Source organism: Sphingomonas populi (genome assembly GCF_004208535.1).
Taxonomy (GTDB): domain Bacteria; phylum Pseudomonadota; class Alphaproteobacteria; order Sphingomonadales; family Sphingomonadaceae; genus Sphingomonas; species Sphingomonas populi.
Genome location: NZ_SGIS01000026.1, coordinates 1 through 24,827 on the forward strand (window position 1 = coordinate 1; position 24,827 = coordinate 24,827).

Consider the following 24,827-nt stretch of genomic DNA (forward strand, 5'->3'; position numbering starts at 1 on the left):
CCATCAATCGCTACCTCAAGGAACACAACGCCGACCCAAAGCCCTTCGTCTGGACCAAGTCCGCCGCTCAAATCCTCGACAAGCTCGCCAGACTGCCTGCATCTTCCCTCTGAATCAGTGCACTAGGTGTCGCGGCGGCTTTCAAGCCGCGATCGCACGCGATCGTCGCCTCCGCATTCGTATAGCGGACCGAGGCGCATGATGGATGACAGGTTGGGGAACGGCCTCAGGCTGGGGTGACGTCGCTCGCAGCCGTCCCGCCGTTTAGCGCGGTGGACGGCTTGCGCGCCGAGTCGACGGGCGCGCCATCTGGTAAGCTGCCCGCCAGCATGCCGTTAAGTGACCCGCCGGTCATGCCCAGTTCGGCCATCAGACCATCGATCAACGGGCCACCGACGCGGTAGCGCATCGCCGCTGCGACGGCGGCATCGGCGAGGTTGGTCTGGCCTGCGCTTCCAGCCGCATCGGCGCCTGCTGCTTCACCGTGTAACCCGCGGGCATCGAGGATGCTGATCCTGTCGATATTTTCCATCGGCTTGCTTGCTGCGGCGATGATCGCAGGAAGCGCATCCAACATTGCCTTACGAATTAGCAGCGCGGTCTGCGCGTCGCTGAGAAGGTTTGTCGCTTCATTGAGAAGGGCCTGACCGGCGGCATCGACCTTGAACGCAGCATCGCGACCCTCGGCACGCGCCTTTTCGGCATCTGCCTCTGCGGTCGCCTCCGTGCGCAGCGCAATGGCGCGGGCTTCCGCCGCTTCTTTCTCAGCGGTAGCAGCGACGGTGATCTGGACGGCTTCTTCCTGCGCGCGCTGGGTAGCGGCGATGACCGCGACATTCTTGTTGCGGTTGGCGATCTCAGTCGCCTTGGCGGTGGCGACGCTCTCCTCGGCGCGAACAGCCAGCGCGCGCGCCTCGTTGGCAGCGGCGGTTGCAGTCGATTCCTCTTCGGATTTCTGGGCCGTTTGTACCGCCGTCGTGATCCGCGCGATCTCGATGGTACGGTCCCGCTCGATCGTCGCGGTCTGAATTGCGCCATCTCGCGCGATGGTTGCCGTCTGAATGATCTTGTCGGCCTCGGTCTGGGCGACGGTCTGGGCCTGGCTGGCGGTGATCCGCGCAATCTCCGCGAGGCGCGTCTGCTCGGCTTCCGCAGTTGCGATGGCCGTGGCCTGTTCCGCACGGCGCGCAGACAAAGTCTGTTCCTGCGTGAGGCGCGCTTGCTCTGCGGCCTGCGCGATCTCGAGCGATTGGTTGTTCGCTTCCAGGTTGCGTTGCTCGATCTCTACGCGGTTGGTCGCGACGATGTCGTTTCTGATCTTCTTGCGCTCCTCGATCGTGCGCGTGAGAACGGTCAATCCCTCGGCATCGAAGGCATTGTTCTCGTTGAAATGCTCGAACGCGGTCTGGTCGAAGTGGGTGATGCTGACGGACTCGAGCTGAAAGCCGTTCATGTCCAGATCGGTCATCAGCGCCTCCTGGACTTTCTGGATGAAGTCGGCGCGGTTGGCGTGAAGATGCTCCATCGTCATCGTGGCGGCTACCGAGCGCAGCGCGGAGACGAGCTTGCCGTCGAGCAGCGATTTGACAGCGTCGGGGCTGTTGACCGAATCGCCCAGCGTCTGCGCTGCGGCGGCGATCGATTCAGCGTCGGGCTTCACCTTGATATGAAACAGCCCCACGACATCGACGCGCAACTTGTCGAGCGTGATCAGCGCATCCTTGTTGAGGCGTGATACCTCGAGCTTCACCGTTGTCAGGCGAACCTGCATCAACTCGTGAAGAACGGGTATGACCATGATGCCGCCGTTCAGCACGACTTTCTCGCCACCAAAGCCGGTGCGGATGAGCGCCACGTCCTTGGTCGCGCGGCGATAAAGACGTGTCAGGATGATACCGATCACGACGAGCGAAAACAGAACGATTCCCGCATAAATCAGTACGTTCACAAGTGCTGCAGGCATGATACCCTCCTCGGGAAGCCGAAATCGATATGTCTCAGATGGATTGAAGAAGTCTGTTTTCGTCGGGCACCACAAAGAACACTTTGCCTTCGCGTCGAACGATCAGCGCGGTTTCGCCAGCCGGGATCGCGTCGGCATCATCATGGGGCTCGACCATGATGAAATGGGCTTGGCCATGGTGATCGAGCACCTTTGCGCGCGCCGGTGCGCCGCGACGAGCCGTGCCCTCCAAAATTGTGCCACGGCGGCGGAGCAGGTCATCCGTCGAGATCACCGTCGTCTCGAACCCCGGCATGATTCGCGCGAGACCGCTGGCGGCGAGCGTGTTCAGCAAACCGCCCGCAATCAACGCGCAGCCCGATGCCGCACCCCACGGCAATGGCCCCCCCGACATTGCCGTCGCGCCCTGTTGTATGGCGATGCCGACGATCGTGAAACAGCCGAGCAGTGAGGTCAGCCAGATCAGGATAGGCAATTCGCTGCCGAGTCCCAGCCAGTCGAGCACGCCTTGATGTCCCTCGATGCCGGAGTTTCCGTCGATATTGAGATGCCCGAGTCCCAAGCCGACCGCCTCAATCAAGCCGATGCCGATCATGACAACGAAGGTGATCGCAAAGGGCAGATAAGCGGGAGTGAGGAACTGCTCGAACATACTTTGGTGACTATCATGCGGCCCGCGCCATGTCAGGCCGAACCGTGGCAGATATCTTTAATCCCCCATTGCCAGTTCCGCCGCGATTTCAGCGCCCGATTTTCACGAAGGAGTGACAGTACATCGACGATTTTGTGAAGGGTACGGGCTTCATCGCGTTCATCGCAGGGGCAGGCCGGATCGTTGCAGACGAAGGGCATGTCATCGGCCTCCCCTGGCGTTTTCGCTTACGCGGAATCGCAGAGGTTGTGGCGTGACATCGAGAACCGCAATCTCGATGTCGACGGTGCGGATTTTTGCGAAAGAGGGAAGCGCATGGTCTGGGCGCTGTTGGCATGGACGAGATCGTCGGTGCTGTAGCAGCGCTGGTCGAAGGCCAGTTCCTCCTGCTCGATCCTCATGTCGGCTATGCGGGAGCGCTAGGCGAGGTGGCCCACCTCAGTCCCGCAGCGCGCCCGGCGCCGTTGGGCGCGGCGGCAGGCTCGTGAAGAACGCGAGCTTATCCGCGCTCGGCCAGTCGGCAGTCCGCACCGGCGTTCCGAGTTCCAGCAAGCGCGGCTGCTGCGCTTGGAAGATCGGCCAGCGCAGCGCCTTGGTGTCCGGCTTGCCGGTACGAGCGAAAGCCACCAGCGAATCGAGCATCTCGCGGCTGAACGCCCGGTCCGCAGCCGACCAGTCGCGTGTCTTGCGGTACAGGTTGAAGCTGTCCAGCGTACCCAGCCAGAACGGCACTTCCGACGTATGGTACGAACCCGCTGTCGCCGGATCGAGGTCCGGGAAGGTCACGCCCGCCGCATAGGAATGCGGGTGCGCGAACATGTAGGAATAGACCGGCGCGCGGCCGCGCGCGCCCTGCGCCGTCGCCCACGCCTTCATCGCCGCGACCATCGTCGCGTCGCGGTCGGCGAGATGCGCCTGCGCGCGCGCCTCCGCATCGCTCGAGGCTGGGTACAGTTTCAGGAAGGCGTCGGCGCGATCCCCGAATCGTGCGGCCGCGCGGGCGCGGTAATCGGCGAGATCCTTGATGGGGCCGAAACCGCCGAGCGCTTCGTCCTTGGCGAAGCCGAGCAGGAGCGGAACATCGTTCTGCTCGCCGCGCGCGAAGATCGAATCGATCGGGGCGGGTAGCACATAGCCGTCCTGGACTGGGCCGACCCCGGGCGAGCCGGGCGTGCGCGGCACGATCAGCCGATCTGCGGAGAGGCGTCGCATGTCGGCGATGCTGCCGAACTTCATGACCTGACGATAGCGTTCGCCGTCCCGCTCGCCCTCGGTCAGCGAGCGCATCGCCGCCGGGCCGGCACCGCCGATCAACGCCCCGCTCATGCCGACCGCGCGCTGGAACAGCCCGCGCGCGAGCGGGCTCGCCTGCAAGGCCAGCACCGACATCGACCCCGCCGACTGGCCGGCGACGGTCACGTTGTCCGGGTCGCCGCCGAATCTGGCGATGTTGCGCTTGACCCACTTGAGCGCGGCGATCTGATCGAGAAATCCGTAATCTCCCGATGTCTTGTGCGGCGATTCGCGAGACAGATCGGCGTCGGCCAGGAAGCCGAGCACGCCGAGCCGGTAGTTCAGATTGACGAACACCGCGCCGCGCTGCGCCACCGCCTCTCCACCATAAAGCGGCATCCCGCCGGACCCGATGAAGAAGCCGCCGCCGTGGAGGAAGACGATCACGGGCGCCTTTTTGGTGCCGGGTTTCGCCCAGACGTTGAGGTACAGGCAGTCTTCGCTGGTGACTTCGGCGCCCGAATATTGGTTGGTGTTGAGGTTCCGCTGCGGCTGCATGCATTGCGGGCCGTACCGGTCCGCATGATAGGTGCCGGGCCACGCCCGTACCGGCTGCGGATCGCGCCAGCGCAGATCGCGCACCGGCGGCGCCGCATAAGGCACGCCGAGATACGCATCCACCCCCGACGCCGTCTTGATACCATCGAGCCGCCCCGCGTCGATCGCGACGACGGGTGCGGCGGGCTGGCCCTGAGACAAGACTGGCGCCGGCAACGCGGCAAGGGCGAGCGCGAGCGCGAGAAGGCCAAGCGGCGCGGCGCGGAATGAACTCTTCAAGGGCAACTCTCCTCGGGATTTTATGGTTTTACGATATCTCTTACGATGCGGTGGCAGCCGTTGCCGCGCGCCGCGCCGACGCGATCCCGCGCTCCAGCCCACGCAACTCGGCAAGCCCACGCATCCGGCCGATCAGCGAGTAGCCGGGGTTGGTCGTGCGCGCGAGATCGTCGAGCATCTGATGCCCGTGGTCGGGCCGCATCGGGATCGAGCGCCGCTCGCGCGCCGACAGCGCGACCGCCGCAGCGACCACGGCCGGCATGTTCGCATCGCCTTCGAGATGCGCGGCCTCGTGGAAAGCGCCATTGGGCTCGCGCTGGACCGAACGGAGGTGGAGGAAGCCGATCCGGCTCCCGAGCCGCTCGACCATTCCCGGCAGGTCGTTGTCGGGGCGCACCCCGAACGAGCCCGCGCAAAAGCACAGCCCGTTGGCCTGGCTCGGCACCCGCGCGAAGAGCTGCGCGACGTCGTCCTCGGTGCTCACTACGCGCGGCAGTCCGAACATCGGAAAAGGGGGATCGTCCGGGTGAACGACCAGTCGAATGCCGACCTCCTCGGCCACCGGGCACACCGCCTCCAGGAACGCGACGTGACGATCACGCAGGCTTCGCGCATCGATATCGGCATAGGTTTCGATCGCGCGCAGGAATTGGGCGGAGGTGAAATGCTCCTCGCTGCCCGGCAGCCCGGCGATGATCGTGCGTTCCAGGCGGGTACGATCATCCGCGCTCATCGCGTGGAAACGTCGCTCGGCGGCGGCGAGGATCGGCGCGGTATAATCCCGCTCCGCATTGGGCCGGCGCAGGATGTGAACATCGTAGGCGGCAACCGCCTCCAGCTCGAAGCGCAGCGCACGCGCACCGTCGGGTAATTCCCAGGCGAGGTCGGTCCGCGTCCAGTCCAGCAGCGGCATGAAATTGTAGGTGACGACGGTGATGCCGTTCGCGGCAAGGTTGCGCAGGCTGGCCTGATAGGTTTCGATCAGGTGATCGTAACCATCACCGCCGGTCTTGATGGTCTCGTGGACTGGCAGGCTTTCGACCACCGTCCAGCCGAGTCCGGCGGCCTCGATCATGGCCTTGCGCGCTCCGATCGCCTCGTCAGTCCATAACGCGCCATTGGGGACGTCGTGGAGCGCGGTGACCACCTCGGTAGCACCGGCTTGCCGGATATCCCGCAACGCCACCGGGTCGGCGGGGCCGAACCAGCGCATCGTTTGCGTCATCGGATGGAATGTCATCGTGCAACCTCGACTGCTGAGACGATCGCTTCGCCCTTGCTCGGCCGGAACGCCAGGGTGAGCAGTCCGCCGCGCACCGTGACCGGAAAACTGCGGCGAAGCGCGGTCAACGGCGCACCGGCGGCTTTCGCCACGTCGAGCGCGCGCAGCGTGGGAACGCCATTGGCGAGGACGTCGAAAATCCGCTCGCCGGGGTTCGCGGATGGCTCCACGAAGGTGAGCGTCACCGTGTAGCGCCCGTCGTCGAGCGGCACCCGATACGCGAAGTCGCCCTTGCGATAGGTCGCTGCGATCGCGCCGTCGGCTGTGCCCGCGATCGGGGTGGCGACGGTCGGTTTGCCATAATCGGCTGGCTTGTCGACCGTCGCCGCCGCGCCGCCGGTGAAGAACGTGTCGGAGCCGAAATGCCCGGTGGCACTGGCCCCCGCGACCAGCGCGCCGCTGTCGATCCGAACGGCGCGCGCGACATCGTCGCCGACGTGCCACGCGATCGTGTCCTCGATCGGCCCTTGCGGGAACGCGCCGCGCGCGACCACCTGGTTTGCACCGCTCGCCAGCCGCACTGCCGGCCATATGCAGATCTTCTGCGGACATGCCGCCAGCGTGCCGATCGACCTGCCGTTGACGCGCAATTCGGTGCTCGGCGCGTTGCTGTACACGCGCACCTCGGTGGTCGCGTAAGCGCGATCGACATAGCGGCGGCCCGTCACATGGACCGTTGGCGTTGCCGACCAGTTCGCCTTGTAGAAATAATAGGCGTCCTTGCGGACCTTGCGGTCGAACGTCACCAGACCCTTGGTATTGATGTCCGTCGCGTCGCCTTCCTGCCGGACGGTGCTGGCGAAATCGAAACCGGCCCACAGCCAGCTTGCCCACAGATAGGGTTTGCTCGCCAGCACCGCCCAATTGCCTTCGTGAATCCAGCTCTCGACCTCCTCGGGCTGCATCCGTCCACGCGAATCGACCGGGCCGCCCAGCACGTTGTCGGTGTGAACGGTCGTCGCGCCGCCGCCGCCGAACTCCGTCACGGCGAGCGGCTGATCCGGCCGTTTGGCATGAAGCGCGTCCAGCGCCGGGCCGAGATCGCTCGGGCTGCCGTAATACCAGCCGAAATAGCGGTTCGCGCCGCCCAGATCGGCGGCGGGGGCGGTGACAGGTACGTCGACGCCGGCTGCGAACAGCCGGCCTTCGCAGCATGTCGCAAGGCTGCTCGGCCGGCTCGGGTCGAGCTGATGCTCCAGCGTGTTGAGATCGCGCAGGAGCGGCATGGGGTCAGGCGGCGTTCCGGTCGCGCCGGCAAGGAAAGCCGGAAGCGAATTGCCGAAATCCACCTCATTGGCGATTCCCCAGTTCGCCACCGAAGCGTGATTGCCGTTCTGGCGAATTTCCTCGGTGAGTTGCTGGCGCGCATTGGCGAGCAAGCCGGGCGATGCCTGCTTGGCACCGCCCAGCGTCCATTGCGAAACGAGCGGGATTTCGTCCCACACGATCAGGCCGTAGCGATCGGCGAGATCGTGGATCGGTTGACCATGCTGATAATGCGTCAGGCGGATCGTGTTGGCGCCCATTTCCCGCAGGATCGCGACGTCCTGTTCGGTGTCCGCCGCGTCGATCGCCCAGCCTTTGCCCTCGCGGTCCTGATGATAGCCGACACCATGCAACGGGTAGGGCTTGCCGTTCAGGAACAGCCCGCGCGCCGGGTCGAAGCGCATTTGCCGGATACCAAAGGCCTGATCGACCCGGTCGAGCACCCGGCCGTCCGCCGAGAGCACTTCCACCAACAGACGATACAAATACGGATCAGCGGTGCCCTGCCACAGATGCGCGTTGGGCACGGCGAGCGACTGCCGCGCATTGCCCCCGTCTTTCGCGGCGAGCGAGAGCGTTTGCGTGGCGTCTGCGGCAACGTTGCCGGCGGCGTCGATCAACCGCGTGACGATCCGTACCGGCGCCTTGGCGCTGCCGTCGTTGCGCAGCTTGACCTCGACGCCGACGGTGGCGTGCGCGCCGTCGATCGCCTGCGTCGTCGCGTACACGCCGGGGCCACCGGCATCGAGCATGTCGACATGAACCGGGTCCGTGGCGATGAGCCGCACCGGGCGGTACAGTCCGCCATGAACGAAGAAGTCGCCGTTCAGCGGTAGCGTGTCGGCGGTGGTGGTGCCGGGGGCGGGCTTGGTGTTGTCGGTCTTGACGACCAGAAGATTGCGCTCGCCGGGGCGGAGCGCATCGGTGGCGTCCAACCGAAATCGTGAGAACCCGCCCTGATGCGTGCCGAGCAACGTGCCGTTGAGCCAGACCGTCGCAACGCGGCTGGCCGCGTCGAACTCCAGCCAGGTGCGCTTGCCGCGCAGGTCCGCCGAGGGTGTGAAGGCGAGACGATACCAGCCGATCCCCAGAGCCTTGTTGATCGTCTCGCGCTGGTTGAGGTGCGTTGCCGGATCGGGAAGATAATAGCCGACCCGGTTCCAGGTGTGCGGCACGCTGACGACGGCCCAGTCGGCATCGCGAAAGCTTTGCGATTCGACGCCACGCAGCCCGTCATCCTGTTTGAAGCGCCAGCCATCGCTGAGCTGAACGGTCGGTCGCGCGTCGGGCGTCTGGCCGGTTGCGGCGACACTCCAACATAACGCGGCACATGATGCAGACGCCCATAATAGCCTCACGCAGCTCTCCTCTTGTCCATGCTTTCGCAGCACGTTCTGAGATTGATTAGGCCAATAGCAAATAATTGGCCAGTTCAATATTTTTCTGACGTGCCGATTTTGCCGTCGTGGCGCACGGGAATCCGCTCGCAGCCTGTCACCGATGCATCTGCATACGAGTAAGCGCAAAATATTCCTAGGGAAAAGATAAAAAGACACCCGAAGCGCGTCGCACGGCGTCGTAACTGTACAGATAAAGGCGAGGATGACACGGAGGGCGGGGCAGGTGGCCGGGCTTGAACGCCCGGATCGGCTATCAAGCCATACAAAAAACAAATGATAAGACACTCGTGAGAGTGATTTGACTAATCACCTCTGAGAGTGTCCAATTCAATAAAGCTGGTCAAACCAGTAATGAGGGAGACGGTGTGTGAAGCGAGGATTGTTTCTGTTGTGTTCCGTGGCCGGCATCGGTCTGGTCAGTCCTGCGCTGGCGCAGACCGCTGGCGGAACCGCCGCACCCGTTCCAAACGCCGACGGCCAGGCCCCCACGGATGCGGCGCAAGCGCCTCGGGGCCCTGACGGTCCGGTCATGCAAACCGCCGCGCCCGATGACGCGAACGTCGCTGACATCGTGGTCACCGCCTCCCGCATCGGCAGGGCGGGGTTCAACGCACCAACGCCGACGGTTGTGGTCGGTGCCGCCACGCTCGAACAGCGCGCTGCCGTCAACGTCGCCGACGTGCTCAATGAAGTGCCGTCCTTCCGCCGCACCGCCGCGCCGGAATCGGGTGGCATCGGCAACGTCGGCGCCAACAACGTCGATCTGCGCGGCCTGACGCCGGTCCGCACGCTCGTGCTGCTCGATCGTCTCCGCTTGCCCGGCGTCACCGTGCCGGGCCAGACGGTCGCCGGCGTTCCCGATCTCAACATCATCCCCACCGCGTTGATCAAGCAGGTCGATGTCGTTACCGGCGGCGCCTCGGCCGCTTACGGGTCGGACGCGGTCGCTGGCGTGGTCAACCTCCAGCTCAACACGAAGCTGCAAGGGATCAAGGCGAACGCGCAATATGGCGCGACCCGCTACAACGATGCGCGCGAATTTTACGATTCGATCGCCGCCGGCACCGGCTTCGCGGACGGCAGGGGGCATATCGTCGTCGGCGGCGAGTATCAGCACAACGACGGCACCGACCTGTTCAATGACAAGCGCGCATGGGGCCGGCAGAACGCTGCGCTGGTGTCGCTCCCGGCCAACCGTGCCGCCGGGCTTCCGGCCAATCTGGTGGCGAACAACGTGACGTTCGGCACGCTCACCACTGGCGGACTCATCACCCCGACGGTCGCGACCAATCCGGTCGCTTTGCGCAATCTGCAATTCGTGGTCGGGCCGAATGGCGCGACCACCACAGCGCCGTTCGACGCCGGCGCGTATCAGGGCCAGATCGCGACGCAGATGATCGGTGGTAGCAACGTCAGCCCATATCAGGTGCTGCGTGGGCCGTCCGAGCGCTACAATCTGCTCGGTCACGTAACCTATGACTTCAGCGATCATGTGTCGGTGTGGGCGCAAGGCCTGTACTCGAACGTCTACACGCACAATGTCAGCGCGCAGATCCGTGCCGCGACCGGCGGCACCGGACCCTTCATCACAATTCGCCGCGACAACGCCTATCTCCAACAGGCGCTGACGCCGGGGCAGCTCGCGCTGGTGCCGGCGGGCGGGTTGAGCATCGGCTATCTCGGCAATGATTTCGGTCCGCCCAACCTCGATACCACCAATGAGACGACGCGCTTCGCGGGAGGCCTGAAAGGCTCCTTCGGCAGCGGTTGGCGATGGGACGTGAGCGGCAATTACGGCCGCAACAAGAGCGTTCAGCTCACCTCCAACTCCGCCATCACCGGCAATTTCAACAACGCGGTCGATGCGGTTCGCGTCACCGCCGCCAATGTCGGCGCCTCCGGGCTGCCGATCGGGTCGATCGCCTGCCGCTCGACGCTGGCGACGCCAGCCAATGGCTGCGTGCCGATCAACATCCTCGGCCAGGCGAGCTATTCGCCTGCGGCATATGCTTATGCGTTCGGTACTTCCCGCGCACAGACGGTCAGCACGCTGCTCGAAGGATCGGCGAACATCAGCGGCGAGCCGGTATCGCTCTGGGCCGGCCCGGTCACGGTCGGCGCGGGCGTCGAGATCCGCCGCGAAACGCTCGAGACGAGCGTCGATGCGACCAGCCAGGCCGGGCTGTTCGCCGCGCGCGTGGCGCGGAACTCGCCCCACGTCGGCCAGACCGTCAAGGAAGTGTACGGTGAGGTCATCATCCCTCTCCTGAAGGACGCATCCTTCACCAAGTCGCTCGAATTCAACGGTGCCGCGCGTTATACCAACTACACCACGTCGGGGTCGGTCGGCACCTGGAAGGTCGGCCTTACCTGGAAGCCGATTCAGGATATCCTGTTCCGCTCGACGCTGTCGCGTGACATCCGCGCGCCCTCCCTGCCGGAACTGTTCACTCCGTCGGTCGCATCAGTGCCGTCACCGCTCACCAACGGCGCCGCGACCGACGTTCGTCCGGCTTTCGCCAACCAGGCCGCCTATGCGTACAGCGCGATCACCGGCGGCTCTGCGAAGCTGACGCCTGAAATCGGGCATACCTTCACCGCTGGCGTGGTTTTCCAGCCGCGCTTCCTGAGCCGCTTCCAGGCATCGGTCGATTTCTACCGGATCAGGGTCTCGAACGCGATCGGCGCGACCTCGCCGGCGACGATCATCCAGAATTGCATCGGCACCGGCGCCGCATCGGCGAGCAATCCCTATTGCCAGCTCATCAGCTTCGCGAACGCCGATCTGGTGAACGGCGCCATCCTGAGCGTGAACGGCGCCAATGCGAACTTCGCGGAGTTCCGCACCAAGGGCCTCGATATCGCCGCCTCCTATGTGCAGCCGCTCGATGAGATCAGCGCCAAGCTGCCCGGTCGGCTGGCACTGACGGCGCAGGCCACGCACGTCATCGAATACCGCTCGTCGCTCGACGTGTCGTTGCTGTATCCGAACGGGGTCAATCGCGCCGGGCAGACCGGTGCGCTGTTCGGTGGCTCGGCTGGGTTGCCGAGTTGGCAGGTCAACGGCAACATCGATTACAAGGTTGGCCGGCTCGATCTGAACGCGCAGATCCGCCACATCAGCAAAAGTCACCAGAACAACGCGCTGATCGGCCCGGACCAGAGCGGCTACAGCCCGGCGCTGTTCAACAGCATCAGCAACAACGTGATTCCGGCGGTGACGTATGTCAACTTCGGCGCCAGCCTCAACATCGGCTCCGAGAAAGTGCGCAGCGAAGTGTATTTCGTCCTCAACAACGCGTTCGACAAGGCCCCGCCGCTGCCCGCGATCAACAACAACGCCTATTACGATCTGCTCGGTCGCGCCTATCGCATCGGGGTACGGTTCGGCTTTTAACGATACGCAGCCTATTTCGGTCGGATGGCGGACATCCGACCGAACTATGGATCGATTTGAATGCAGGAGGCTGTTTTATTGCAGATAATCTTTTGGAATGATTACATAAAATATTCAAATCCGGGGTCGCTTCAGGGCAAGTCCTGCCCTTGGGGCAGTGTTCGACTCAGCGCGAACAGGGCACCTGCCGCGTGTTCATGAAGTCCTCGAAGCTCTCGCCGCGCATGATCGCGTAGACTTCGAGATTGGTGGTCTTGACGACGCGCGCCCATTTCTCGAGCACGAAGAAATTGACGCCGTATTGGACGATGCCGAGCCAGTCGCGCGCGCGGACCAATGCCTTTTCATCGGGATTGAGGCCCGCCGCCTGCATCGCGGCTTCCTCGTCGGTCCAGAACGCCTCACGCGCCTCGGGACGGATCATGTTCCAGAAGAAGCGGTTGAAGGCGAGCGTGCGGTTGCACGTCCGCAAATCGAACACATAGGTGCCGGTCAGTTCGGCGATGCCGACGGTCTGGGGGTTCTGCGTGAACATCAGACGAGCGCGTCTTCGGGCGTGGCGACGGCCTCGGCAACGCTTTCCTCGTACGCGACGACGGTCATCGCGGTGGTGGTGGCGAGGTAATAGTTGCGGTGGATCTCGGTCAGCCTGGGTGCGAGCGCGCCGCGCATCGCCAGCCACATGATCTGCTCGACGCTCTCGGCGCCGCCCAGGCGGACCCAGTCGGCGTGGCGCAGACCGGTCAGCGCTTCGGGATCGTCGCGAAAGGTCTCGAGGAATTGGTGATCCCACTCGGTATTGTTGAAGCCGGTGCGCTCGCCGTGGATCTGGTGCGAGAGCCCGCCGGTGCCTACCACGACAACCTTGAGATCGAGCGGGTAGCTCTCGACCGCGCGGCGCACCGCTTGGCCGAGCCGGAAGCAGCGGCGCGCGGTCGGCAGCGGATATTGCAGCACGTTGATCGCGATCGGCACGACCGTGCCGGGCCAGTCGGGGACATGCGGCCAGAGCAACGGCAGCGGCGAAGCAATGCCGTGGTCGATCGGCTTGTTCTGGAAGAACGCCATGTCGAACTCGTCATTGACCAGCGCCTCGCCGATATGCGCCTGAAAATCGACGTCGCCGCGAATGTCGGGGAGGCCGCGCAGTCCGGCGCCCTCATCGGCGACGGGGAAGCGTTCGCCCACGCCGAGCGCGAAGGTCGGGTAGAGATCGAAGAACATCGTCGTCGCATGGTCGTTGTAGAAGAACAGCAGCACGTGGGGCTGCTTTTCCGCGAGCCACTTCGCGACGGGCTTGTAGCCGTCGAACAAGGGCGCCCAGGCTGGGTCCGCCTGCCGCCCCTTATCATAGGCGACCCCGATCGTCGGGACGTGCGAGGTGCCGATTCCGCCGATGATGCGTGCCATGATCCACTCCTTTTGCGGTTAAGGGAGGCGAGGGCGCGCCGCGCTCGGTCCGTTTGACCGCCGCACTGCGGCGAAACCCTCAGTTCGCCAACGTCCGTCGCAGCCCTCGATTCGACGTAGGTGGCGCGAACGCGGCACACGCGTTCGCGCCACCGTCTCAGAACCGGAAGCCGATCGATCCGCCAATGTAGCGGTCGGCATCCTTGTTATATGTGCCGACAACGTCGTTGGGGTTGGCCGCCGTCGCCAGCAGCGAATTGTGACCGAGCGAGGTGAAGTAATGTGTGTTGAACACGTTTTTGACGAACAGCGTTGCGGTGAAGCGGTTATCGATCGGATGGAAGCCGATGCTGGCGTTGACCAGCGCATAGGCTTTCTGGATCAGTAACGGATCCTGTTCCAGCGCCATCTGCTGCTTGCTCTGGAAGCTCATATCGACTTGCGCGAACGCGGCATAGCCGGTCGATCCGATGTTCTGGTCGAGGCGAGGGGAGACGACCACGCGATATTCGGGCGAGGACGGCAACTGGGCGTTGCGCAGGTTCTGGATCGGCGTCGCACCCGCCGCGGTGCGATAGCACATATTTATCGGTTTCCCGGTCATGACAGCCGCGGCGGCCTGAAACTGCAGCGGGCAATTCAGGCCATCGATGTTGATCCGCGAATCGGCGAGGGTGAAGGCGGCTGCGACCGAGAAACTGCGGCTCGGACGGATATTGGCTTCCAGCTCGATACCCTTGGTGCGGGATGAACCGGCATTGGTGGTGATGAAACTGCTCGTTCCCGTAACGGGGTCAGATCGATTGGCTTGCACTTGCAAATTGGTGTAATCGGCCAGAAACGCCGCCGCGTTCAGGGTGAACTTGCCGTCAGCGGTGCGCGCTTTCAAACCGACTTCATAGGCGTTGACATGCTCGGGCGCCAGAATGGTCTGGTTCGCGAAGTCGGTAGTGGTCTCCGTGTTATAGCCGACGCCTTTGTAGCCCCGGGTATAGGTCGCATAGGTCTGCAGGTTGCGGCTGAACTCATATTGCGCGCCGGCCTTCCCCGTTACGGCGGTATCGTTGGCGCTCTTCGAGCCGCTTGCGTTGAACTGGCCGGGAAGCGTGGCGGTGCCGGGGAAGTTCGCGGATGGAGTCCGCTGGTATCCGGTGTTGGTGCCGCGTTCGTTCTGCACGCGCAGGCCGCCGATCAGCTTAAACCCACCCGCAACGCGATATTCGAGCTGCCCGAAAGCGGCAATGCTATCTGTTATAAGAGTCGAGTCGCTCTGCGACGACTGGAATATCGGAGTTACGGGGCAGGGTTGCCCGATGATGCCGGCGGTCGCGGGGCACATCGCGCGGCGGCGTTCGAACGGTCGCTCAAGGTTGAGATGCGCGTAAAAGACACCTGCGACATAGGTGAGATTGCGATTGCCGTTCGAGCCAACCCGCAATTCCTGTGAGAATTGGCCAAGTTTAACGATTCCCTCATTGAGATCGTATGCCGAATATGGCGCGCCCCGGCCGACGAAGGGGACGGGATTGGAATTTATACGGTCGATCGGCTGGTTCACGTCCAGCGTATACCGCTGATATGCAGAAATTGAGGTTATCGTCGCCCCACCCAGATCAAGGTCTCCTTGTAGCGTATAGCTCTGTTGACTCCCGCGGACGGTTGTCTCCTCATTCTCGGTTATCTGGCGATTGTGATAGGAGGCAACCACCGGAGCGGAAAGCTGGATCACTGCGGGGGTCACCGCCGACAGCAGCGTCGAGGCGCAGCAGAGCGACGTGTCGCGCCGATAGTCCACGGTTCCCAACAGCGTCAGATTGGACGTCGGCTGCCATTCGAGCTTTCCGCGCACACCCCAGTTCTTCTCACCGTTAACGAAGCGACCCGTCGTAACGTTGTATGTCGTTCCTTGAGCGTCGTTGTAAAAGCCGGTGAGACGCGCACGCAAAGTCTCAGTCAACGGCCCGGAGACCGTGCCCTTCGCGCGATATTCGTTATGCTCGGCGATCGTGACGTCGCCGCGCCCCTCGAGCGTCCCGCTCGGTCGAGCGGTAACGACGCTGACGACACCGGCGCTCGCGTTTGCGCCGAACAACGTGCCCTGGGGGCCGCGTAGCACCTCGATCCGTTCGATGTCAGCGAAGCTGGTGAAACCCTGCGCCTGACGCGCCTGCGGAACACCATCGATCACCGTCGCCACCGACGATTGGGTGCCGAGGCCAAACAACTGGGTGCCGACGCCGCGGATACGGATGCTCGTGTTGGTCGGGGTGGCGCCCTGATTGAACGTCAACGAGGGCACCGCCTGGGTGAGAGTGCTCGTGCTATTGATCTGGCGCGCGGCAAGTGCGTCGCCGCCGACGGCGGTCACCGCAAGCGGCACGTCCTGCAGACGCTCGGTGCGCTTCTGTGCCGTGACGACGATATCAGCGATGCCGTCGGCTTGGGCGACATTTGCTCGGCCGGGCGACGCGGATTGCATCGACGGATCGCTCGACTCGGGCGCGGGATTGCTGGTCGTGGCCGCTTGCCCGGCGACCTGCGCCTGAGCGATTCCCGCCGTCATGACGAACGTACCTGCGGCAGCTCCGGCGAGCCAGATCGACTTGTAACCCTTCACGGTATCCTCCTCCAAAAGCCCCGAACTATGCCGGTTTAGCGCTGCACTAGACCTGCAAGCTCGTGTTTATATTGTCAACTGCAATTCGTTTATTTGTATCGAGACCTTACGCGTCCCCGAGTGTCTCAGTCGCACGCACACCACGAACGCCAATCAGCAGGCAGATCAGCGCGAGTGGCGAGGCCACAGCGCAAGACATCGCGATCGCGAGATGTAGCTTGGCTGGATCATGGAAGACGTGGTCGGTTATCAGCGCGACGGCCATCGGACCAAGCACGCCCCCGATGAGGTTCACCGTCAGCATGTAGCCCGCCGACAACAATGCGCGCATCCGGTTCGGCGTCAGATCCTGCAAACTGGCGAGGCCGCCCCCGAAATTGAAGCCTGCGAAGAAGTTCATCGCTCCGATCAGCGCGAGCGCTACATACGGATTGCCGACGAGCGGGAAGGCGATGGTCACCGGTATCAGCGCGGAGAAGCCAAATATCGCCGCCACCAGATTTCCATGCTTGACGCTGCGGCGCTGCAACCAGCTTGCCGCCACGCCGCCAGCCAGCGCGCCGGCAGTGCCGCAGAAGAAGACGATCAGCCCATAGCGATGCCCGATGTCTGCCGTACTCCAGCCGAAGCGACGCTCGAAGAATGCCGGGATCCAAGCGCCCGTGCCGTTACCGACGAATATCATCAGCGCGAAGCCGAGGCCGATGCCAAGATACGCGCGCTTCCGCAGGCCGACATGTGCGAAGAACGCCGATAGCGGTGCCACGCGGGTTTCCAATGGGCTGCCGCGCCGCGCAGGTTCCTTGATCAGGCGCATGGCTGCGGCAAGAAGCACGCCTGGAACGCCGAGCGCCAAAAACACCAACTGCCATCCCTTCACGGCGCCCACGAGCGGCACGACGACCATCGCGCTAGGCGGGACAACGGTTGAGAGCAGCCCCCCGATGATCAACGCCAACGCTCCGCCGACATATGTGCCCATCACATAGACGCCCATCGCCGTGGGGAGCTTTTCGCGCGGAAAATAATCGGCAAGCAGCGAATAGGCGGCAGGCGACAGACCTGCCTCGCCCGCACCAACGCCGACGCGCGCCGCGAACAAGGCCCCATAGGAGCGCGCCATGCCACAGGTTGCGGTGGCGATGCTCCAAACGAACACGGAGGCGGCGATGATCGTGCGGCGATTGGAGCGATCCGCGAGGCGCGCGATGGGAATACCGACCAGCACGTAGAACAGCGTGAAACTCAGACCGTAAAGCATGCTCATCGCGGTGTCGCTGACGTGCAGGTCGCGTTTGATCGGCTGCACGAGCAAGGCCAGCGCCTGGCGGTCGACGAACGCCATCGTATTGGCCAAAAACAATAATCCAGCGACGCTCCAGGCCGCCCGGGCAGAGGGCCATGCGGTGGGTTCGATCGATGGCCCAGGCTGGCTCTGTTCCACGTCGCTTAATCCTGATGCATAGCGGCGGAGCGGGCAAACACCGGCGGGATCGTCTTGGACTTAAACGGCGCAAAGGTTGCCTTCGCCCGTTGCAGCCGCGAGCGCATGTCAGCGAGCACCTCGGGATAGCGTGAGGCTAGGCTGTAGCTCTCGCTCGGATCGGCGGCGACATCGTAGAGCTGCGGGTACAGCGGGTCGGTCGGAAAGCGCCGCCCTCGATAATAATCAGAAGCTACGAATTTCCAGCGCTGGGTACGGATCGCCACAGGTTCCTCGTTGTCGAACAGGACCAGCTCGTCGTGTGGCGACACCATCGTCGCGCCGCGCAACACGGGCATAATGTCGCGGCCGTCCAGAGTGACGCCCGCTGGCGGCGCCACGCCCGCCATCGCGCAGAAGGTTGGCAGGAAGTCGATTGCCATCGTCATGGTGTTGCTACGGTGATTGGCTGGCACGACCCCAGGCTGGCGGACGATCAGCGGAACGCGGTAGCCACCGTCATAGCCGCCGCCGCCCTTGCGCTGGCGGAGCCCGCCGGCGGAGCCCTCGAACCATGGGCCATTGTCCGACGTGAACAGCACCATCGTGTCGCGGTCGAGACCGAGCTGTTTCAGGCGATCGAGCAGGCGGCCAACGATAGAGTCGATCTCACCGACCACATCGCCATAATCGCCCGCCGGGGACGTGCCGCTGAACGGGGCATGGGGATGCTCGGGAAGATGCGGGGCGCTCAGCGCGAGTTCAACGAAAAAGGGCTTGGCGGCGTTGGCAGTGATAAACCGCTCTGCCTCCGCATAAAAGCGCTGCTGAAGCTGCGGCAGGTCGGCTGGTTCAGAGCGTATCGGCCCGCCGGCATCGACCGAGAAGAGACTGAGCGGCGTCATATCGTGGCTGTACGGAATTCCGAAAAACCGGTCGAAGCCATGATTGGTTGGGGGCCAGGCAGGGCCGCGATGCCCGAGATGCCATTTGCCGAACAACCCCGAAACATAGCCTGCGGGCTTCAGTGCCTCGGCGATCGTCACTTCCGATTGCGGCAGCCCACGATCGTCATCGACCAGAATGACTTGGTAGCCAAGGCCGGTGCGCACTGGGTAGCGGCCAGTTAAGAGCCCCGCGCGGGACGGTGTGCAGAGGTTCGCTGCAGCATAATAATCCGTGAAAACGGTTCCTTCGCCAGCCAGCCGATCGATATTCGGTGTCCGTATGGTGCGGCCACCCGTCGCGCCGATGTCGCCGTAGCCCAGGTCATCGCAGACAATGAGAACAATATTGGAAGGGCGACGAGGCTTGGACGCCGCAGCCGACGAGATCCCCAAGGCGGCAGTGCCAAGCGCGGCGCTCACAACGTCGCGGCGCAGCCAACCTCGCGAAAACTTTGCTTCAGACATGCCGCTCCCTTTCCGATCGATCGTCGGTGTAGCGCTATTCTCGCAATGTGCCAGTCGTGTCAATATTCGCCTGGCCTTTACGAACGGACGCGGTTGCGGTTGTCGGCTGCGTTCGCGATCGACACACAGCAGCGTGCATCTTTTCTCGAACGTTTTAGCGGCTTGTAAAGCGTTCGGCGACGCCGCACGGTATGGTGGTGGGAGAGAAAGTATTATGAGTGAGGGGCGATCGTCCCGCCGGTCCAGCCAGGCAATTACCATGGGAATGGTGGCCGAACGCGCCGGGGTGTCTCCAATGACGGTTTCGAACATCATCAACAATCGCAAGCGGGTCCTCGAATCCACGCGAGCCGCGGTGATGAAGGCGATCGACGAACTGGGTTACGTTCCCAATTTCGCTGCGCAGGCACTCGCCAGCGCCGCGTCGATCCGCGTGGGTTTTCTATACCATAATATCGAAAACGCTTTTCTCAGCGCGCTCCTGGTCGGAGCCTTGTCGGGTACGACGCGCAAGGGCGCACAGTTACTGATCCGTCCGTACGAGACATTGGACCTCGACATCATCAGGAATGAGCTAAAAGCGCTGATCCGCAGCGGTGCGAACGGCATCCTCCTCGGTGCGCCTGTTTGCGAAATGCTCGACGAGCTGGGCCGGGACGCTTTTGACGTCCCGCTGATGGCGATGGCGCCCGGCGCCGAGGTTGTCGGAGTACCGTCGGTGATGATCGACAACGTTGCCGCAGCGCGCGAGATGACGGACCATCTGCTTGCGATGGGTCATCGGCGCATTGCCTTCATTCGCGCGTCGCCCGAGCACCTTGTGCGTGCAAGCCGTTATGAAGGCTATAGTGATGCACTGGCCGCCGCCGGTATCGTGATCGACCCGACCCTGGTCGTCGATGGCACAATGACGTTCGAGTCGGGATTGGCTGCAGCGGCGATCTTGCTGAACCGAACCGACCGCCCATCAGCGATTTTCGCCAGTACGGACGACATGGCTGCCGCCGTGGTGTCAGTCGCGCACCGCATGGGGTTCCGTGTCCCGGAGGATCTGTCCGTGGTGGGTTTCGACGATAGCCCGATCGCCATCAAAATCTGGCCCACACTCACCACGGTGCGCCAGTCGGGATCAGCGATCGCCGAACGCGCGACGATCGAACTGATCGAACGTCTGCGCGCGCCATCGATCCGGTCGCTTGACCCTATCTACCTTCCGCATCAACTGGTTCACCGCGGTTCGGTGGCCGCACCGAGCGCGGCACGTTCGCGGCGTATCGCCCCGGTCCGATGAACCCTGGATTTGACGGAAGGCGGGTATTGCCAGCGCCGTTTAGTGCGGTATAGCGCTACACGGCGATGGCGACGCATGAGCGTGTAAGCGTCTTCCTGAGCCTTGCGTCGGGGAGGAAAATGACCGCAATGACGGACCTGTTGCACGGATCTGCCGATCCGCTCGCCCTTGCGCCAGAAGACCGCGACTGGGTTGAGCGTACCCGCAATTCGCTCGACACCGAGGCACGCATCGCGCAGCTTTTCGTCTTGTCGAGCCGGGAAGACAGCGCGGCCGAGACCGCCGAATTGCTTGCCGTGCGACCGGGCGGCATCCATCGTTTTCCAACGGGCGACCTCGATGCAGCGCTCACCCAAACGCGGATAGCGTTGGAAAGCTCTGAGGTGCCCCCGATCATCACCGGCGACATCGAAGGCGGCGCGATCAGCTATCAATTCACGACGCCCGTCCCAAACCAGCTTGGTCTCGCCGCGTGCGACGATCTGGCCCTTACCGAAGCGGTCGCGGCGGTCATTGCGCGGGAAAGCGTTGCGCTTGGCTATAATTGGTCCTTCGCCCCGGTGGTTGATCTTAATCGGGCGTTCCGCAGCGCGATTGTAGGCACCCGCTCCTTCGGCGCTGACGCTGACCGAGTGCTCAGTCACGCGCGCGCCTACGTTCGTACCCTGCAGCAGCACGGCATTGCGGCGACGGCTAAACACTGGCCTGGCGATGGGATCGATGACCGTGACCAGCATCTGGTCACCTCGGTCAATCCACTCGGCCCGATCGAGTGGGAGCAGAGCTTTGGGCGGATCTTTCGCACGCTGATCGATGACGGTGTGATGACGATCATGTCAGCGCACATCGCGTTGCCGGGGTTCGTGCGATCCCTGCTCCCCGACGCGGGACGCGAGGCGTTCGCGCCGGCTTCGGTGTCCCATTTGCTCAATCAGCGTTTGCTGCGCGATCAGCTCGGATTTCGCGGCTTGATCGTCTCCGATGCTACGGTGATGGGCGGGCTGACGAGTTGGATGGACCGTGCGGAGGCGGTGCCCGCAGTGATCCAGAATGGCTGCGACGTGTTCTTGTTCAGCCGTGATCCGGCCAGCGACATGGCGTTGATGCTGAAGGGCGTACGCGAGGGGCGGCTGTCCGAAACCCGGCTCGACGAAGCGGTGACACGGATGTTGTCGCTCAAGGCACGGCTCGGCCTGCACCGGCGTTCGCCTTCCGAGCGGGTGCGACCAACCGACGAAGTGCGCGCGATGCTGCAGACCGATACCGCAACCGGCGTAGCGACCCGGGCGGCAGGAGAGGGACTTACCCTCGTCAAGGACACGGCCGCGCTGCTGCCGCTCGACCTGGGTCGTCACCGCCGCGTAGTGATCCTTGCAGACCCGGGTTGGAGCTTCGTCTCCGGCGCGCCACCGCGCAGTTTCGAACCCTTAGAACAGGAACTGCGCGCGCGCGGTTTCGAAGTCCGCGCCTTCGACGCCGATGCGCCGCCAACGCGGGACGACACCGACCTGCTCATCTACGCGGTTGGGCAGGAAGCCACGCCCAGTCTTGGCCAGATCCATCTCGATTTCTCGAAGCTCCACGGCGGGTCGCGCAAGGCGATGATGCAGTTCAATCGAGAGATTCCAACGCTCCTCGTCTCGTTTGGCCAGCCATATTATCTTTACGACGCGCCGAACATGGAAACCTATGTCAACGCCTATTGCTCGCTAGCCATCAACCAGCGTGAACTGGTCAAACGCCTTGTTGGCGAGGCTCCGTTCACCGGTCGAAGTCCGGTCGATCCGTTCTGCGGGCAGGAACAGTTGCGGTGGTGACGCAACGGGTTTCCCGCAACAGCGATACCGAAGCGAAACGAGCGGGGCGGCGATGAAAGACTTTTCGGCGACGCGACGGGCAGTGCTCGGCGGATTGGCAACGGCGGTGGCGGGCGGCGCGATGGCGGCCGGTCGCACGGGCGCGAACCGCAAGCCGAACATCGTCATGTTCCTGGGCGAGGGGCTTCGATACGATGAATTCGGATTTGCCGGTCATCCGCTGCTCAAGACCCCCAACATGGACCGGATCGCGCGCGAGGGGGCGTGGTTCCGCAACGCCTTCTGCACCAACGCACTGTGCCTGCCATCGCGCGCGACGTTCCTCTCGGGTGCCTATTCGCACACCACAGGAGCGGTCACCAACGACGCCAATCGCATTCCCGGCGACTACCGCCTGTTCACCGACGAATTGCGCGCGGCAGGCTATGAAACCGCGTTCATCGGCAAGAGCCATGTCGGTGGCGCGTTGATGGACCATGACTGGGATTATTATTTCGGCTTCAAGGGCCAGGCGGACTATCTCCACCCCCGCATCGTCGAGGGGCGCAACGGCAGCTATGCGCCTGAAAAGACCTATGACGGCTATGTCGATGATCTGCTGACCGACAAGGCGGTCGAATGGGTCAACGAGCGTAGCGGCGACAAGCCGTTCTGCCTGCTCTTGTGGTTCTACGCGCCGCATGCGCCTTTCTATCGGCCGCGCCGGATGCTCAACGATTTCAACGGCGTGCCGATACCCATCCCGCACAATTTCGACGAGGATCTGACCGGCTACGCCGGCAAGCCGCGCGCAGTGGCGCAGGCGCAGAACCGGATCGGCACCACCGCCGTATTCACCGACGATCCGCGCACGCTCGAGGAGCTGGTCAAAAACCACTATGCCGGGGTCCAGTCGAACGACGAGGATGTCGGGCGGGTGATGGGCGCGCTCGAAAAGCGCAACGCGCTCGACGACACCGCGATCATGCTCAGTTCCGATCACGGATTTTTCCTCGGCGAGCACACCTTCTACGACAAGCGGCTGATGTACGAGCCGTCGATCCGCATTCCGATGATGATCCGCTACCCGCGGATGATCCGCGCCGGAACCGTGCGCGAGGAGATGGTGCTCAACGTCGATGCCGCGCAGACCCTGCTCGAGATCGCCGGGCTCCGCGCGCCGGCGACGATGCAGGGGCGCAGCATGATGCCACTGGCGCAAGGCCGCAAAGTCGCCGATTGGCGCAAGGACTGGCTGTACGAATATTTCGAATATCCGGGGTTCGAGGACGTTCGCCCGCATCGCGGCGTCCGCACCGAGCGTTACAAATACATCCATTATTTCCTCGAGCCCGAGGAATATGAGCTGTACGATTTGCAGGCCGATCCGAGCGAGGACCACAATCTCTATGGCAAACCGGGGCAGGAGGCGCTGACCAAGCAGTTGCAGGCGCGTCTCGTCGCGCTGCGCCGCGAAACGCGGGATTCGTATCGCTGGAGCGCGAGCCGGCCGGCGCATCAGAAAGCCGTCTATGACCCGGCGCCGACCAATTTAAAGGACGCCAGCGTCTACTGACGCTTATGCATAAGCCGGTCGCCGCAGCGCGGCGTCGCTCGAGAGGATCGCACCGTTGCAGCACAGCCGTTTCGCCAGGACCCGTAGCGAAGCACGCGACCGCGCGGTGGATACCGCCGGCATGCGGGCGATCGCCGGGGGCGTGTTCGTCATGGGATCCGATCACTTCTATCCCGAGGAGGCCCCCGCGCGGCGCGTTCGTGTCGATCCCTATCTGATCGACGAGACGCCGGTTACGAACGCGCAGTTCGCGCGCTTCGTCGCGGCGACCGGGCATGTGACCTTTGCCGAGATCGCGCCCGATCCCCGCGACTATCCCGGAATGCCGATCGAGATGGCACGCGCCGGATCGGCGGTGTTCCACAAGACGCCGCACCCGGTCGATACCAGCGATCCGTCGCAATGGTGGCGCTTCGAATTCGGCGCCGACTGGCGCCACCCCGCCGGCCCCGACAGTTCGATCGACGGACTCGAGGATCACCCGGTCGTCCATATCGCCTACAGCGACGCAGAGGCTTACGCGGCCTGGCTCGGCAAGGCGCTGCCAACCGAAGCCGAGTGGGAATGCGCGGCGCGCGGCGGGCTGGCGGGCGTGGAATTCGCCTGGGGTGACGAACTGTCGCCCGGCGGCAAGCTGATGGCCAATACCTGGCACGGACTGTTCCCGTTCCAGAACCTGCTGCCCGATGGCTGGGAACGTACCTCGCCGGTGCGTAGCTTCGACCCGAACGGCTTTGGGCTGTACGACATGATCGGCAACGTCTGGGAATGGACGAGCGACTGGTATGCCCCGCACAAGAGCGAGCGCAAGGCGAAGGGCAGTTGCTGCATCCCCGCCAATCCGCGCGGCGCGCGCAAGCACGACAGCTTCGAGGCCGGCTCGCCCGCACGCATCCCGCGCAAGGTGCTCAAGGGTGGGTCGCATCTTTGCGCGCCCAATTATTGCCAGCGCTATCGCCCGGCGGCGCGGCACCCCGAACCGATTGACACCAGCACCAGCCATGTCGGGTTCCGGTGCATCGTTCGCGTGCCAAATGGGTAATGGAACGGTCGGACAACGCGACGATCTCGGCATTGCGTCTTGCGCCATGCTGGGGACCGGCTTCTGCAACGCGCAGAGACGCTGTCGCATATGCAATCACTTCAAGAAACTGACGTCGCAAGTTTTACATTAGATATCTGGGGTAACGGATTTCAGCGGAGGGCAACTCCGATAGACGTGATGTTTAAACAAGGGCGTTCTGGCGCGATATTTACGAACTCCAGAATTAA

16 protein-coding genes are annotated in these 24,827 nt (G+C 63.6%); 5 read left to right on the forward strand and 11 right to left on the reverse strand.

Features of this window, described 5'->3' with window-relative positions; all coding sequences use genetic code 11:
- Positions 1–226: 226 nt before the first annotated feature.
- The 6 genes from EWE75_RS16000 to EWE75_RS16020 all read right to left on the reverse strand — a co-directional run bounded on the left by EWE75_RS16000 (position 227) and on the right by EWE75_RS16020 (position 8,591).
- The gene (locus EWE75_RS16000; protein WP_130159150.1) at positions 227–1,963 is read right to left on the reverse strand and encodes a flotillin family protein; all 1,737 of its coding nucleotides are present in this window, start codon (positions 1,961–1,963) and stop codon (positions 227–229) included.
- A 34-nt stretch (positions 1,964–1,997) separates the two neighbouring features.
- A complete protein-coding gene (locus tag EWE75_RS16005) occupies positions 1,998–2,615 on the reverse strand; it encodes an OB-fold-containig protein (RefSeq protein ID WP_130159110.1) in 618 nt (205 codons plus the stop codon).
- Between the two features lie 227 nt (positions 2,616–2,842).
- On the reverse strand, positions 2,843–3,016 hold the full coding sequence (locus EWE75_RS25100) for a hypothetical protein (RefSeq protein WP_165388414.1): 174 nt from the start codon (positions 3,014–3,016) through the stop codon (positions 2,843–2,845).
- A 37-nt stretch (positions 3,017–3,053) separates the two neighbouring features.
- Positions 3,054–4,685, reverse strand: coding sequence for a carboxylesterase/lipase family protein (locus tag EWE75_RS16010; RefSeq protein WP_231708393.1), 1,632 nt, complete (start codon positions 4,683–4,685; stop codon positions 3,054–3,056).
- A gap of 40 nt (positions 4,686–4,725) precedes the next feature.
- The gene (gene uxuA / locus EWE75_RS16015) at positions 4,726–5,925 is read right to left on the reverse strand and encodes a mannonate dehydratase (RefSeq protein ID WP_130159111.1); all 1,200 of its coding nucleotides are present in this window, start codon (positions 5,923–5,925) and stop codon (positions 4,726–4,728) included.
- A complete protein-coding gene (locus tag EWE75_RS16020) occupies positions 5,922–8,591 on the reverse strand; it encodes a glycoside hydrolase family 2 TIM barrel-domain containing protein (protein WP_130159112.1) in 2,670 nt (889 codons plus the stop codon). Before EWE75_RS16020 ends, uxuA begins: the two co-directional genes overlap by 4 nt.
- Before the next feature lie 571 nt (positions 8,592–9,162).
- On the opposite strand from EWE75_RS16020, the gene EWE75_RS16025 reads away from it, so the two are divergent.
- Positions 9,163–12,030, forward strand: coding sequence for a TonB-dependent receptor domain-containing protein (locus tag EWE75_RS16025; RefSeq protein WP_130159113.1), 2,868 nt, complete (start codon positions 9,163–9,165; stop codon positions 12,028–12,030).
- 166 nt (positions 12,031–12,196) lie between these two features.
- On the opposite strand, the gene EWE75_RS16030 is transcribed toward EWE75_RS16025, so the two are convergent.
- The 5 genes from EWE75_RS16030 to EWE75_RS16050 all read right to left on the reverse strand — a co-directional run bounded on the left by EWE75_RS16030 (position 12,197) and on the right by EWE75_RS16050 (position 19,207).
- Complete coding sequence (locus EWE75_RS16030; protein WP_130159114.1) at positions 12,197–12,565, reverse strand: protocatechuate 3,4-dioxygenase; 369 nt, start codon at positions 12,563–12,565, stop codon at positions 12,197–12,199.
- Positions 12,565–13,440, reverse strand: coding sequence for a gallate dioxygenase (locus tag EWE75_RS16035; RefSeq protein ID WP_130159115.1), 876 nt, complete (start codon positions 13,438–13,440; stop codon positions 12,565–12,567). Before EWE75_RS16035 ends, EWE75_RS16030 begins: the two co-directional genes overlap by 1 nt.
- A 157-nt stretch (positions 13,441–13,597) precedes the next feature.
- Positions 13,598–16,057, reverse strand: coding sequence for a TonB-dependent receptor (locus EWE75_RS16040; RefSeq protein ID WP_231708394.1), 2,460 nt, complete (start codon positions 16,055–16,057; stop codon positions 13,598–13,600).
- A 106-nt stretch (positions 16,058–16,163) separates the two neighbouring features.
- On the reverse strand, positions 16,164–17,501 hold the full coding sequence (locus EWE75_RS16045; protein WP_231708395.1) for a spinster family MFS transporter: 1,338 nt from the start codon (positions 17,499–17,501) through the stop codon (positions 16,164–16,166).
- Between the two features lie 5 nt (positions 17,502–17,506).
- Positions 17,507–19,207: a sulfatase family protein gene (locus EWE75_RS16050; protein WP_231708396.1), complete on the reverse strand. Its 1,701-nt coding sequence runs from the start codon at positions 19,205–19,207 to the stop codon at positions 17,507–17,509.
- On the opposite strand from EWE75_RS16050, the gene EWE75_RS16055 reads away from it, so the two are divergent.
- From EWE75_RS16055 to EWE75_RS16070, 4 genes are all read left to right on the forward strand, one after another.
- Positions 19,188–20,183, forward strand: a complete 996-nt coding sequence (locus EWE75_RS16055; RefSeq protein WP_206364791.1) for a LacI family DNA-binding transcriptional regulator — start codon at positions 19,188–19,190, stop codon at positions 20,181–20,183. The genes EWE75_RS16050 and EWE75_RS16055 overlap by 20 nt on opposite strands.
- A 119-nt stretch (positions 20,184–20,302) precedes the next feature.
- The gene (locus EWE75_RS16060; RefSeq protein ID WP_231708397.1) at positions 20,303–22,000 is read left to right on the forward strand and encodes a glycoside hydrolase family 3 protein; all 1,698 of its coding nucleotides are present in this window, start codon (positions 20,303–20,305) and stop codon (positions 21,998–22,000) included.
- Positions 22,001–22,052: 52 nt separating this feature from the next.
- Positions 22,053–23,555, forward strand: a complete 1,503-nt coding sequence (locus tag EWE75_RS16065) for a sulfatase family protein (protein ID WP_130159117.1) — start codon at positions 22,053–22,055, stop codon at positions 23,553–23,555.
- A gap of 121 nt (positions 23,556–23,676) precedes the next feature.
- Positions 23,677–24,597, forward strand: a complete 921-nt coding sequence (locus tag EWE75_RS16070) for a formylglycine-generating enzyme family protein (protein ID WP_130159156.1) — start codon at positions 23,677–23,679, stop codon at positions 24,595–24,597.
- The last annotated feature ends 230 nt before the right edge of the window (positions 24,598–24,827 follow it).